Source organism: Amycolatopsis sp. NPDC049691 (genome assembly GCF_040675005.1).
In the GTDB taxonomy this organism is placed as follows: domain Bacteria; phylum Actinomycetota; class Actinomycetes; order Mycobacteriales; family Pseudonocardiaceae; genus Amycolatopsis.
The window spans coordinates 216,233-228,842 of the sequence record NZ_JBFANX010000004.1; the positions used below are offsets into that span (position 1 = coordinate 216,233).

General features: G+C 72.4%; 11 protein-coding genes. 5 read left to right on the top strand and 6 right to left on the bottom strand.

What is annotated here, in order from left to right; all coding sequences use genetic code 11:
* Positions 1 to 4 precede the first annotated feature (4 nt).
* The 3 genes from AB0J40_RS10915 (at position 5) to AB0J40_RS10925 (ending at position 2,441) form a co-directional block, all read left to right on the top strand.
* Positions 5 to 1,573, top strand: coding sequence for a sodium:solute symporter (locus AB0J40_RS10915; protein ID WP_364450606.1), 1,569 nt, complete (start codon positions 5 to 7; stop codon positions 1,571 to 1,573).
* 86 nt (positions 1,574 to 1,659) lie between these two features.
* Complete coding sequence (locus AB0J40_RS10920; protein WP_364450608.1) at positions 1,660 to 2,160, top strand: DUF3455 domain-containing protein; 501 nt, start codon at positions 1,660 to 1,662, stop codon at positions 2,158 to 2,160.
* Between the two features lie 56 nt (positions 2,161 to 2,216).
* Positions 2,217 to 2,441 (top strand): hypothetical protein, encoded by a 225-nt coding sequence (locus AB0J40_RS10925; RefSeq protein ID WP_364450609.1) that lies wholly within the window; start codon positions 2,217 to 2,219, stop codon positions 2,439 to 2,441.
* Between the two features lie 6 nt (positions 2,442 to 2,447).
* Here the strand turns inward: AB0J40_RS10925 and smc are convergent, their stop codons facing one another.
* A complete protein-coding gene (gene smc, locus AB0J40_RS10930) occupies positions 2,448 to 6,050 on the bottom strand; it encodes a chromosome segregation protein SMC (protein ID WP_364450611.1) in 3,603 nt (1,200 codons plus the stop codon).
* 101 nt (positions 6,051 to 6,151) lie between these two features.
* Positions 6,152 to 6,439 (bottom strand): acylphosphatase, encoded by a 288-nt coding sequence (locus AB0J40_RS10935; protein ID WP_364450614.1) that lies wholly within the window; start codon positions 6,437 to 6,439, stop codon positions 6,152 to 6,154.
* 186 nt (positions 6,440 to 6,625) lie between these two features.
* Between AB0J40_RS10935 and AB0J40_RS10940 the strand changes: the two genes are divergently transcribed.
* Complete coding sequence (locus tag AB0J40_RS10940) at positions 6,626 to 7,249, top strand: hypothetical protein (protein ID WP_364450616.1); 624 nt, start codon at positions 6,626 to 6,628, stop codon at positions 7,247 to 7,249.
* Positions 7,250 to 7,294: 45 nt separating this feature from the next.
* Here AB0J40_RS10940 and AB0J40_RS10945 read toward each other — a convergent pair whose 3' ends face one another.
* Entirely contained in the window at positions 7,295 to 7,936 is a 642-nt protein-coding gene (locus tag AB0J40_RS10945) for a helix-turn-helix domain-containing protein (protein WP_364450619.1), read from the bottom strand.
* Positions 7,937 to 8,001: 65 nt separating this feature from the next.
* Here AB0J40_RS10945 and AB0J40_RS10950 point away from each other — a divergent pair, with 65 nt between their 5' ends.
* On the top strand, positions 8,002 to 9,141 hold the full coding sequence (locus tag AB0J40_RS10950; RefSeq protein WP_364450621.1) for an acyl-CoA dehydrogenase family protein: 1,140 nt from the start codon (positions 8,002 to 8,004) through the stop codon (positions 9,139 to 9,141).
* Here AB0J40_RS10950 and AB0J40_RS10955 read toward each other — a convergent pair.
* Genes AB0J40_RS10955 through AB0J40_RS10965 form a run of 3 tightly spaced genes read right to left on the bottom strand, consistent with a single transcriptional unit; the run spans position 9,138 to position 12,610 of the window.
* Positions 9,138 to 9,365, bottom strand: a complete 228-nt coding sequence (locus tag AB0J40_RS10955; protein ID WP_364450624.1) for a hypothetical protein — start codon at positions 9,363 to 9,365, stop codon at positions 9,138 to 9,140. The genes AB0J40_RS10950 and AB0J40_RS10955 overlap by 4 nt on opposite strands.
* Before the next feature lie 21 nt (positions 9,366 to 9,386).
* Positions 9,387 to 10,085 carry a response regulator gene (locus AB0J40_RS10960; RefSeq protein WP_364450627.1) on the bottom strand — a complete coding sequence of 233 codons (699 nt, stop codon included), beginning with the start codon at positions 10,083 to 10,085 and terminating at the stop codon, positions 9,387 to 9,389.
* A complete protein-coding gene (locus AB0J40_RS10965; RefSeq protein WP_364450630.1) occupies positions 10,082 to 12,610 on the bottom strand; it encodes a sensor histidine kinase KdpD in 2,529 nt (842 codons plus the stop codon). Before AB0J40_RS10965 ends, AB0J40_RS10960 begins: the two co-directional genes overlap by 4 nt.

Below are 12,610 nucleotides of genomic sequence, written 5' to 3' on the forward strand. Positions count from 1 at the left end.
ATCCATGCGCGGTGTTGACCTCGCGATCATCGTGGTCTACCTGGCGGCGATGCCGCTGATAGGCGTGCTCGTCGGCCGGAAGCAACGGTCGGCGGCCGACTACTTCGTCGGCGAGCGCAGCCTCCCGTGGGGCGCGGTGATGCTGTCCGTGGTGGCCACGGAGACCTCGACGCTGACCGTGATCAGCACGCCGGGCCTCGTCTTCGGCAACGCGTTCCTGTTCCTGCAGCTGGCGTTCGGCTACATCATCGGCCGGACGGTCGCCGCGTTCGTGCTGCTGCCGCGGTACTTCCGCGGCAACCTCGTCAGCGCGTACGCGTTCCTGGGCAAGCGGTTCGGTTCGGGCCTGCAGGGCACGGCGTCGGTGACGTTCGTGATCACGCGGCTGCTCGCCGAGGGCGTGCGCCTGTTCGCCGGCGCGATTCCGATCAAGGTGATCCTCGGGCACTACAACATCCACCTCGACTACTGGGTGATCGTGGTGATCCTGACCGCGCTGACGCTGATCTACGCCTACATCGGCGGGATCAAGGCGGTCGTCTGGGTCGACGTCATCCAGCTTTCGCTCTACCTGGGCGGCGCGGCGGTGGCCGCGATCGTGCTGCTGAACAAGCTGCCCGGCGACTGGGCTTCGCAGGCGTCGGCGGACGGCAAGTTCATGCTCGTCGACTTCACGAAGAACCTGCTGACCAGCCCGTACGCGTTCGTCACGGCGGTGCTCGGCGGCGCTGCCCTGTCGATGGCCTCGCACGGCGCCGACCAGCTGATCGCGCAGCGGCTGATGGCCACGCGCAGCCTGCGCGACGGCCAGAAGGCGCTGATCGGCAGCGGCATCATCGTCACCATCCAGTTCGCGCTGTTCCTGCTGGTCGGCGCGATGCTGTGGGTGTTCAACGGCCGCAAGTCGGTCGCGCAGCTGGGCCTGCAGAGCCCGGACGACGTGTTCTCGCGGTTCATCATCGACGACCTGCCGGTCGGTGTGTCGGGCCTGCTCATCGCGGGCGTGCTGGCCTCGACCATGGGTGCGCTGGCCTCGGCGCTCAACGCCCTCTCGACGTCCACAGTGGCCGACCTCTACCAGCGCTTCACCAAGCGCTCGCCCGAGGATTCGAAGCTGCTGCGGCACGGTCGCATGTGGACACTCATCTGGGCGGTGGTGTTCGCGGTGTTCGCGTCGCTGTTCTCCACCACGAAGAACTCGGTGATCGAGCTGGGGCTCGCCATCACCGGCTACACCTACGGCGCGCTGCTCGGGTCGTTCCTGCTCGGCCTGCTGATCAAGAAGGCGCGGCAGGCCGACGCGGTCATCGCGTTCGTCGCCACGGTCGTGGTGATGGCGTTCGTCATCCTCGGGGTGAAGTTCAGCGCGAAGACGGGCGGGCTGATCGGCGTCGACTTCAGCAAGGCCGCCGGGGACAAGGTCGCGCTGGCCTACCCCTGGTACACGCTGCTGGGCGTGGTGATCACGCTGGTCGTCGGCGGGCTGCTCGCGCTGCGGCACCGCACGCCGGACCCGAAGGCGGCCGAGGCGGAAGCCGCCGGCGAAGCGGAAGCGGAAGTCCCCGCCGCCTGATCCTTCTGAACCGTTTCCGGCGGGCGCCCGTGTCGATCTGCGGGAGCCCGCCGAGAAGCGGCGGGAGGACTTCGAAGGTGGACTTCATGAAGCGGATGACGGTGGCGCTCGCGGTCGGTGCCCTGCTGGTGGGCGGCGCGGCGACGGCCTCGGCCACCCCGGCGGCCCCGAAGGTGCCGGACGCGATCAAGGTCCCGGCGGGCAACGTCGCGCTGGCGAGCTTCCCGGCCGAGGGCGTACAGATCTACGGCTGCACGAACGGCGCGTGGACGCTGATCCAGCCCGCCGCGGTGCTGACCAGGCACGGCAAGCCGGTGGCCCTGCACAGCAAGGGTCCGGTGTGGACGTCCGTGGTGGACGGCAGCACGGTCGGCGCGGCGGCGGTGGCCAACTCCCCGCGCGAGGGCGCGATCCCCGAGCTGCTGCTCAAGGCGAACCTCAACACCGGCGACGGGATCTTCGGCAAGGTGACCTACGTCCAGCGCCTGAACACCCGCGGCGGCGTCGCCCCGGCGGGGACCTGCACGGACGGCGCGCAGACCGCGGTGCGCTACTCGGCGGACTACGCGTTCTGGGTCGCCGAATAAGTGGATGTGCCCCCTCTCCCGCTCCCGTAGCCTGGGAGCGGGAGAGGGGGTCTCACATGGGGTTCTTCATCGGGATCGGCGCCGTCCTGCTCGTGGTGCTCGTCATCGCGCTGGTCATGGACCGCGCCGACCGCAAGCGCGGTGTCAAGCGGGGCATGCTGGCGCCGCGCGGACGCCGGCCGCGGATCGACGACGCCACCCACATCGGCAACGATCTCGGCACGTACGAGCCGCGCGTGCGGGGCGAAGACCGGCGCGCGCCGCGCGAGGACGAGATGTGAGCCCGGTCAGCTGACCGGAACCGGCTCTTCCTCGGCCGTGCGCAGGCGCTGCGAGATCACCTTCGTGATGCCGTCGCCCTGCATGCTCACGCCGTAGAGCGCGTCGGCGATCTCCATGGTCGGCTTCTGGTGGGTGATGATGATCAGCTGCGACGAGTCGCGCAGCTGCTCCAGCAGCCCGATCAGCCGGCGCATGTTGGTGTCGTCCAACGCGGCCTCCACCTCGTCCATGACGTAGAAGGGTGACGGCCGGGCGCGGAAGATCGCGACCAGCATGCCCACCGCGACCAGCGACTTCTCGCCACCGGACAGCAGCGACAGCCGCTTGACCTTCTTGCCCGGCGGGCGCGCTTCGACGTCGACGCCGGTGCTGAGCAGGTCGTCCGGCTCGGTGAGGACCATCCGGCCCTCGCCGCCGGGGAAGAGCACGCCGAAGACCGTCTCGAACTCGCGGGCGACGTCGGCGTAGGCGCCGGCGAAGACCTCGAGGATCTTCTCGTCGACCTGCTTGATGACCGCTTCGAGGTCCTTGCGGGTGTCCTTGAGGTCTTCCAGCTGCGTCGAGAGGAACTTGTACCGCTCCTCCAGCGCGGCGAACTCCTCCAGCGCGAGGGGGTTCACCTTGCCCAGCAGGGAAAGGTCCTTCTCGGCGCGCTTGGCACGGCGGGCCTGGGTGTCGCGGTCGTACGGCATCGGCGGCGGCGGGGTGACGTCCTCACCGCGCTCCTTGGCCGCCTCGTACTCGGCCATCTCGCCCGCGCTCGGCGGGACCGGGACGTCCGGGCCGTACTCCTGCACCAGGTCGGTGAGGCCGATGCCGAAGTCCTCGGCGATCTTCGCTTCCAGGGTCTCCAGCCGCAGCCGCTGCTCGGCGCGCAGGACCTCGTCGCGGTGGACGGCGTCGGTCAGCTTCTCCAGCTCACCGGTGAGCTCGCGGACCTTCGCGCGGACCCCGGTCAGCGCCTGCTCGCGGCTCTGGCGGCGGGCCTGGACCTGGTCGCGCTCGGTGGCCGCGCGCTGGACGGAGTGCTCGATCCGCTCCAGTGCCAGCTCGCCGGCGTCGACGACCGCGGTGGCGATCTCGGCGCCGCGCTTGCGGGCCGCGGCGGCGCGCTCGGCGCGTTCCCGGGCCTGCTGCTCGGCGTGCGCGGCGCGGCGGAGCCCTTCGGCCTTGCCGGCGATGCTGCGCGCCCGCTCTTCGGCCGTGCGCTGCGCGAGCCGCGCTTCCATCTCCTCCTGCCGGACGACGGCCAACTCCTCGACGGCGGCGTCGCGCTCGGCGGTGTCCGGGTCGTCCTCGACGGGCTGTTCCGCGACGGCGGCGAGGCGTTCCTCCAGCTCGGCGAGCTGAGCGAGGGCCTGCTCGCGGCTCTGCTCGACCTTCGCGCGCTGGCCGGTGAAGCGTTCGACCTCGGCCTGCGCCTGGCGGGCCGCCTGCTGCAGCCGGTTGAGCCGCTCCGAGGACCGGGCGCGCCGGACCTTTGCCTCGCCGAGGGCGTCCTTGGCCTGCGACACCTCTTCGCGCCGCGCCTGCTGCTCGGCGCGGGCGCCTTCCAGCTCGGCGGCGTAGCGCTCCAGCGAGCGCTCGGCCGTGCGCAACCGCTCCGCCGCCTCGTCGACGGCGGCCTGGACTTCGATGACGCTCTCGCGCTTGCCCGAGCCGCCGATCGCCCAGCGGGCGCCGAAGACGTCGCCTTCGGCGGTGACCGCGCGGACGTCGGGGTGCACCGCCACGAGATGGCGGGCCGCGTCGAGGTCGCGGACCAGGGCCAGCTTGTCGAGGGCCTGCTCGACGGCGGGCCGCAGCTGCGCCGGCGCCGTGACGACCTCACGCGCCCAGCGCGCGCCTTCCGGCAGCGACGGCCACGACGAGGTGTCCACAGTGGACTCCGGACCGCCGAGCAGGATGCCGGCGCGGCCGGAGTCGGTGTCCTTCAGGTACTTCAGGGCACGCAGGGCGTCTTCGCCGCCGGTGACGGCGACCGCGTCGGCCACCGGGCCGAGCGCCGCGGCCAGCGCGACCTCGTACCCCGGCTCGACGGTGAGCAGCGCGGCGACCGAGCCGAGCAGGCCCGGCAGCTCGTGGGACGCGCCGAGCAGCGCGCCCGCGCCGTCCTTGCGCTTGAGGCCCATGGACAGCGCCTCGACGCGCGCCTTCTCCGACGCGATCTCGCGCTCGGCCGCTCGTTCGGCCTTCACCAGCTCTTCGACGCGCGCCTTGGCCGCGTTGTTGGCCTCGACCGCGCGGTCGTGGCGATCCATCAGGCCGGCGTCGTCGGACTCCTCCACGCCGCCCTCGGCCTTGGCCATCTCGAGTTCTTCGACGGCGAGCTCGGCGCGCTCGGCGGCCTCTTCCAGGGAGACGCTGAGGCGGTCGATCTCGTCGGAGGTGGCGCCGTTCTTGCTGCGCAGCGCCTCGACCTGGCCGGTCAGCTTGGCCATGCCCTCGCGGCGGTCGGCGATGGCGCGGACGGCGGCCCAGTGCGCGCGCTCGGCCGCCTGGACGCGCTGTTCGAGGTCCTCGCGGCGCAGCACGGTCTGGGCGAGCAGCTCCCGGGCCTCCATGACGGCCTCGTTGAGCTCTTCTTCCTGCTCGGCGACGCGCTCGGCCTCTTCGAGGAGCTCTTCGGGGTCGCGGCCGCCGGTCGACGTCGAGACGTCGGCGGAGAGGTGGCGCTGGCGCTCGACCGCGAGGCGGACGGTGCCGCGGAGGCGCTCGGCCAGCGCGGACAGCTTGTACCAGGTCTCCTGCGCGGTCTGCAGCAGCGGCGCGTCCTCGGCGAGCGAGGCCTCCAGCTCGGCTTCTTCGGCGGAGACGATCTCGAGGTGCTGCTCGACCTCGGCGCGGCGCTGGCGGGCGGTGCGCTCGTCGGCTTCGTCGCGCGCGATCGTGTCCCGCTGGGTGACCAGGTCGTCGGCGAGCAGGCGCAGGCGGGCGTCGCGCAGCTCGGACTGCACCGACTGGGCCTTGCGGGCGATCTCGGCCTGCTTGCCCAGGGGCTTGAGCTGGCGGCGCAGCTCGGTGGTGAGGTCGCCGAGGCGGTCGAGGTTGCCCTGCATGTTGGCCAGCTTGCGCAGGGTCTGTTCCTTGCGCTTGCGGTGCTTGAGGACGCCGGCGGCCTCTTCGATGAAGGCGCGGCGCTCTTCGGGCTTGGACTCGAGGATCGCCGAGAGCTGGCCCTGCCCGACGATGACGTGCATCTCGCGGCCGATGCCGGAGTCCGACAGCAGCTCCTGGACGTCCATCAGGCGGCAGCGGTCGCCGTTGATCTCGTACTCGCTCGCGCCGTCGCGGAACATCCGGCGGGTGATCGACACCTCGGAGTACTCGATGGGGAGCGCGCCGTCGGCGTTGTCGATGGTGAGGGTGACCTCGGCGCGGCCGAGCGGGGCGCGGCCCGCGGTGCCGGCGAAGATGACGTCCTCCATCTTGCCGCCGCGCAGGTCCTTGGCGCCCTGGGTGCCCATGACCCAGCGCAGGGCGTCCAGCACGTTGGACTTGCCGGAACCGTTCGGCCCGACCACGCAGGTGATACCCGGCTCGAAGCGCAGCGTGGTGGCCGAGGCGAAGGACTTGAAGCCCTTCAGCGTCAAGCTTTTCAGGTGCACTGGGTGCTGACCCCTCTGGCTGCCGGTACTGGCGGTTCAATCGTCCCAGGCTACCCGGGAGCTCCCGCGGGCCGCCGGACGCGCCCCCTCATCGGCGCGGCCTACCGCTCGACGAAGCCGTCGAGTCCCCCTTTCGGGTCGGACCAGCGCTCGACGACGGTCTCCACACTTCCGGGTGATTCTCCGGACCGCAGGATGGCGAGCAACCGCTCACAGTGGTCTCGATCACCCTCCGCTATGACCTCGACACGCCCGTCCGGCATGTTGCGGGCACTGCCCACCAACCCCAGCTCGAGCGCCCGGCTCCGGGTCCACCAGCGGAAACCGACTCCCTGGACGCGGCCCCGGACCCACGCCGTCAACCGGGTGTTCGTTTGTCCCTCACTCACGCTTTCATCCTTTCCGGACTCTCCGACTGCGCACAGTGATCGCGCAAGCCCACTACCTGGGCGAATGCGGCACCGACGGTGATAACCTCGCCGCCGAGGTCGTCCTCCCGGGTTCCCCCGCCCGGGGAAGCAGTGATCGATTCACGGCCTCGACCGCGCCTCTCCCGAACCCCCGAGGAGCCTGCAATGCCCCGCCCCGACGGGTCCGCCTCGAGCTCGCACGTGACCAGGGTCGACACCGCCCCGCCGAAGAGCAGCAAACCGAACCGCACCGGGTACGTCGTGCTCGGGGTGGCCGGACTGGTGGTCGCGACCGCGTTCGCCGCCGTCGCCGAGCTCGCCGGCCCGGACCCCGCCAGCACCGCGGGCGGCACCGGCGGGACCGGCGGCCAGGGCACCTCGCAGGCCGGCCTGCAGACGGTGCCGAGCACCCCGTCGTCCAGCAGCCCGTCGACCGTGGGCGCGCCGACGAGCGAGTCGGCGACGACGTCGTCGAGCGCGCCGACCACGGTGGTCTCGATCAGCCCGGACGGCAAGACGACCACCACGGTCGTCACCCACGCCGACCCGCCCCCGCCGCCGCGCAGCGACACGGGCGGCAACCCGCCGCCGGTGTCCCCGCCGCCGTCGAGCCCGAAGCCGCCGACAACACCGAAGACCACGCCGCCGACCACCACGCCGGACCCCACGACGACGCCCGACCCGACGTCCACTCCGCCGTCCAGCGGCAGCTCGAGCACCGGCGGGGCGCCGTCGCCGAGCACGACCGACTCCCCCACCGCGAGCGGAAGCACCACGCACGCGCAGTGAGAGAAGCCCCGAAGGCCACCGTTCCGGCGGTGGCCTTCGGCATGTCTAGGCCAGGATCGCGGCGACGACCGCGTCGCGGAGGAACCGGCCGTAGCGCTCCGGCGGCCACCCGCGCTCCAGGCACAGCAGCTCGTACTGCTCCGGCCCGTGGTAGGCCCACAGGACGTCGCGGACGTCGTCGGCGGCCAACCCCGGCTTGACCTGCCCGGTGGCCAGCAGGTCGGCCGAGAAGTACGTCATCGCCGTCAGCATCTCCGCGCGCATCTGCGCCCACACCTCGGCCGCCGCCGGGTCGGCCGCGGCCGCTTCCCTGGCCAGCAGCTGCACCGGGGCCACCGACGGCGCGAGCGACGCGAGGTGGTCGAAGTACATCCCGATCTTCCGGGCGGCGGCCGGCTCGGCCTGGATCGCCGCGATGAAGTCGCGGCCGGCGATCGGGATGTCCTCGTCGTCGCCCGCGACCGTCACGTCGAAGACCGCCTTGAGCAGCGTCGCCTTGTTCGCGAACGCCTTGTAGACCGTCTGGACCGCGACGCCGGCCGCCTTCGCCACCTCGGGCATCGACGTGCCCGCGTACCCCTTGTCCCGGAAGAGCCCCGACGCCGACGCCAGGATGCGGCGGCGGTTCTCGCGCGCCTGCTCCTGGCGTCGCGACGTGTCATAACGGCGCTTGACAGGCTCGACCATTTAGGTAGAGACTCCTCTATCGAATAGATGTCCATCTATCATGACACCCTGAGGGGGCGTTGACCATGATGGGACAAGCCACCACCGACGCCGTGACCGCCGCGCGGGAGCTCGCGCCCGAGCTGAGCGCGCGGGCCGTCGAAGCGGAACGGCTCCAGACACTGCCGCGGGACCTCGTCGAGCGGGCGCGTGCGGCCGGGCTCTTCCGCCTGGCGACGCCGCGCGCGCTCGGCGGGCGGGAGCTGCCGCCCGCCGAGCTCGTCGAAGTGATCGAGGAGCTCTCCCGCGCCGACGGGTCCGCGGGCTGGACGATCACCATCGGCAACGGCTCGGCGTTCCTCGCCTGGCTCGACCCCGCGGTCGCCGCGGAGCTGGTCGCCGGCACCCCGGACCCGATCGGCGGCGGTGTCTTCGCGCCGATGGGCCGCCTCACCCCGGACGGCGACGGCAAGTTCTCGTTCGCAGGCCGGTGGGGGTTCTGCAGCGGCAGCCCGCACACCGACCTGTTCTTCAACGGCGCCTTCGCCGGCGGCGACCCGCGGGACTGGCGGCTCGCCGTGGTCCCGGCCGCCGCGGTGCGGGTGGTCGAGAACTGGGACGTCAGCGGCCTGCGCGGCACCGGCAGCCACGACGTCGAGATCGACGCCGTCGTGCGCGAGGAGCACACGATCTCGCCGTTCACGAACCCGGCGCGCCACGACGGGCCGCTGTGGCGCTTCCCGTTCTTCACGTTCGTCGGCACGCTGATGGCGGGCGTCCCGCTCGGCATCGCCCGGCGCGCGCTGGACGAGTTCACCGGGTTCGCGCCGGCGAAGTTCCGCCCGCCGGGCCCGGGCCCGATCGCCGAGGACGGCGACGTCCAGATCGCCCTGACCAGGGCCGAAGGGCAGCTGCGATCGGCGCGCGCGTTCGTGTTCGACGCGCTCGGCGCGCTGTGGGAGACGGCGTGCGCGGGCGACGTGCCGGACGCGGCCCGGCGGGGGCAGTTCCTGCTGGCGACCCAGCAGGCGATGCGGGCGGCGCTGAGCGCGGTGGACATCGCCTTCGGCTTCGCCGGAGCGGGCGCGCTGCACACGGACCAGCCGATGCAGCGGTGTTTCCGCGACCTGCACGCGGCTTCGCAGCACATCTACTTCTCCGCGGCGGCGTCGAAGAGGTACGCCAAGCTGCGGTTCGGGATCGAGCAGCCGACCTTCTGGTTCTAGCGGCGGCGCCTGAGGCGGTGGGCGAACAACGCCCACAGGTAAACGGTCAGCAGGGCACCAGCGCCTGCCGCCGCCACGCGCAGCCACGTCACCCCGCTCACCCCGCCGTCGAACGCCGTGAACAGCCAGCCGAACGCGCCGAACGTCGCTCCCACCGCCAGCGTCAGCACGAGCACCGGCGGGATGCGCTCACCGCCCCGCAGCCACGTCTTCGTCCCGTCCATGCCGGGGAAGTACCCAGCCGCTCAGACCTCGAAGCGGTAGCCCATGCCGGGTTCGGTGAGCAGGTGCCGGGGCCGCGACGGCTCCGGCTCCAGCTTGCGCCGCAGCTGGGCCAGGTACACCCGCAGGTAGTGGGACTCCGTCTCGTACGACGGCCCCCACACCTCGTGCAGGAGCTGCTTCTGCGCCACCAGCCGGCCGCGGTTGCGGACCAGCAGCTCCAGCACGCCCCACTCGGTCTTCGTCAGGTGGACCTCCACGCCGTCGTGGCGGCGGACCTTCTTCGCCGCGAGATCCACGCTGAACGACGAGGTGTCCACCACCGCGTCCACGCCGTCCGCGCCGGTCACCGCCGAGCGGCGGACCGCCGCGCGCAGCCGGGCCAGCAGCTCGTCCATGCCGAACGGCTTCGTGACGTAGTCGTCCGCGCCCGCGTCGAGGGCCTGGACCTTGTCCGCCGAGTCGCCGCGGGCCGACAGGACGATGATCGGGACCGTCGTCCAGCCGCGCAGGCCGGCGATCACCTCCGTGCCGTCCAGGTCCGGCAGGCCGAGGTCCAGGACCACCACGTCCGGCTTGGTTTCGGCCACCGCCTTGAGCGCGGCCGTGCCGTCGTGCGCGGTGATCACCTTGTAGCCGCGGGCGGTGAGGTTGATCCGCAGTGCCCGCACGATCTGCGGCTCGTCGTCCACCACCAGCACGGTGGCACCCGGGTCGCTCATCGCACCCCCTCTTCCTCGAACTCGACGCTGAACTCGGGCAGGGAGACGACGATCGTGAGCCCGCCGCCCGGGGTGTCCTCGGCGCGGATCGTGCCCCCCATCGCCTCGGTGAACCCCTTCGCCACCGACAGCCCCAGCCCGACGCCGGGCGTGGTGTCGCGGTCGCCGCCCAGGCGCTGGAACGGCGCGAACGCCGAGTCCGCGGCCCCCTTGCGCAGGCCCTTGCCGTGGTCGACGATCCGCAGCTCCACCTGGCCGGAGTGCGCCGACGCCCGCGCGGACACGGGGGCCCCGCCGTGCCGCAGGGCGTTGTCCAGGAGGTTCGCCACCACCCGTTCCAGCAGCCCCGGATCGGCGAGCACCGCCGGGAGCTGGTCGTCCACCGCCACCCGCACCGCGTCCGAGCCGTCCACAGTGGACAACGCGTGCGCGACGACCTCGTCGTAGCCGACCGGACGCAGGTGCGGCCGCACCGCGCCGGTGGCCAGCCGCGAGGAGTCCAGGAGGTTGTCGATCAGCCCCGCGAGCCGGTCGGCCGACAGCTCGATGGCCTCCATCAGCTCCGCGGTGTCCTCTTCGGACAGCTCCAGGTCGGGGGCGCGCAGGCTGCCGATCGACGCCTTGATCGACGTCAGCGGCGTCCGGAGGTCGTGGCCGACGGCCGAGAGCAACGTCGTGCGCAGCTCGGTCGCCTCCGCCTTGCGCTCGGCGCGGGCCGCGGCGGCCGCCGTCCGCTGTTGGCGCAGGGCGAGCAACGCCTGTCCCGCCACGGCTTCCAGGACCCGCCGGTCGGCCGCGGGCAGCGTCCGGCCGCGCAGGGTCAGGTGCACGTCCGCGGTGACGGCGACGTCGACGTCGGCTTCGTCCGGGTCGGCGCACGGGTGCTCCCCCGCGCACGCCACCGCCCGCCACTCGCCTTCCTGCTTTTCCAGCAGCGTCACCGAAGTCAGCGCGAAGTTCTCCCGCACCTTTTCCAGCAGCCGCTCGATCGGGTTCGCGTGGGTCAGCACGGTCCGCGCGTAGGAGGCGAGCAGGGCCGCCTCGGTCCGCGCCCGCGCCGCCTGGGTGGCCCGGCGCGCGGCCTGGTCGACGACCAGGGCGACGAGCACCGCGACCACGACCATCGCGATCAGGGTCACCAGGTTCTGCGGGGTGTGCACGTTCAGCGTGTACAGCGGCGGCGTGAAGAAGAAGTTGAGCAGCCCGGCGCCGAGCACGGCCGCGACCAGGGCCGGGCCGAGGCCCCCGACCAGCGCGACCACGACCGTCGCGAGCACGTAGGAGATGACGTCGGTGGCGAAGTCGAGCCCGCTCGGCACGAAGAACCCGACCGCGGTCACCAGCACCGGCAGCGCGACGCCGAGCACCCAGCCCGCGACCAGCCGCGACAACCCGAGCGGGCTCGCGGCGAGCCGGGCGCGCAGCCGGCCGCCCGCCTCGGCGTGGGTGACCATGTGCACGTCGATCGGGCCCGACCGGCGGACCACCGACGCGCCGATGCCCTCGTCGAACAGCCGCGCCACGCGTGAGCGCCGCGAGGTGCCGATCACCAGCTGGGTCGCGTTGACGCCGCGGGCGAAGTCCAGCAGCGCGGTCGGCACGTCGTCGCCGACGACCGTGTGGAAGGTCGCGCCGACCTCTTCGGCCACCGTCCGGCAGCGGGCCATCGCGACCGGCCCCGGCCCGGCCAGCCCGTCGCCGCGCAGGATGTGCACCACCTGCAGCTCGGCCCCGGCGCGCGTGGCGATCCGGCTGGCGCGGCGGATGAGCGTCTCGCTCTCCGGCCCGCCGGTCACGGACACGACGACGCGTTCGCGTGCCTCCCACGTGTCGGTGATCCGCTGTTCGGCGCGGTAACGCTGCAGGGCGACGTCGACCTGGTCGGCCACCCAGAGCAGGGCCAGCTCGCGCAACGCCGTCAGGTTGCCGGGGCGGAAGTAGTTGCCGAGCGCGGCGTCGATGCGTTCGGCCGGGTAGACGTTGCCGTGCGCGAGCCGCCGTCGCAGCGCTTCCGGCGTGATGTCGACCAGCTCGAGCTGTTCGGCGCGGCGGACGACCTCGTCCGGCACGGTCTCCTGCTGGGTGACGCCGGTGATCCGCTCGACGACGTCGTTGAGGCTCTGCAGGTGCTGCACGTTGACCGTGGACAGCACGTCGATCCCGGCTTCCAGGAGTTCCTCGACGTCCTGCCAGCGCTTGGCGTTGCGCGAGCCGGGCACGTTGGTGTGGGCCAGCTCGTCGACGACGGCGACCTCGGGCGCGCGGGCGAGGACGGCGTCGACGTCCATCTCGTCGAACGCGCGGCCGCGGTGCTCGGCGTGCCGCCGGGGGACGATTTCGAGGCCCGCCAGCAGCTGCGCGGTCTTCTCGCGGCCGTGCGTCTCGACCAGACCCACGACGACATCGGTGCCCCGGTCGAGGCGCCGGCGCGCTTCCCCGAGCATGGCGAAGGTCTTGCCGACGCCCGGAGCCGCGCCGAGGTAGATCCTCAGCTCCCCTCGGCGCGGCTTGTTCGCGGTGGTCAC

Coding starts and splice junctions, on each gene's coding strand:
- AB0J40_RS10915 (WP_364450606.1), top strand. CDS start 5: ATGCGCGGTGTTGACCTCGCGATCATCGTGGTCTACCTGGCGGCGATG.
- AB0J40_RS10920 (WP_364450608.1), top strand. CDS start 1,660: ATGAAGCGGATGACGGTGGCGCTCGCGGTCGGTGCCCTGCTGGTGGGC.
- AB0J40_RS10925 (WP_364450609.1), top strand. CDS start 2,217: ATGGGGTTCTTCATCGGGATCGGCGCCGTCCTGCTCGTGGTGCTCGTC.
- AB0J40_RS10940 (WP_364450616.1), top strand. CDS start 6,626: ATGCCCCGCCCCGACGGGTCCGCCTCGAGCTCGCACGTGACCAGGGTC.
- AB0J40_RS10945 (WP_364450619.1), bottom strand. CDS start 7,936: ATGGTCGAGCCTGTCAAGCGCCGTTATGACACGTCGCGACGCCAGGAG.
- AB0J40_RS10950 (WP_364450621.1), top strand. CDS start 8,002: ATGATGGGACAAGCCACCACCGACGCCGTGACCGCCGCGCGGGAGCTC.
- AB0J40_RS10955 (WP_364450624.1), bottom strand. CDS start 9,365: ATGGACGGGACGAAGACGTGGCTGCGGGGCGGTGAGCGCATCCCGCCG.
- AB0J40_RS10960 (WP_364450627.1), bottom strand. CDS start 10,085: ATGAGCGACCCGGGTGCCACCGTGCTGGTGGTGGACGACGAGCCGCAG.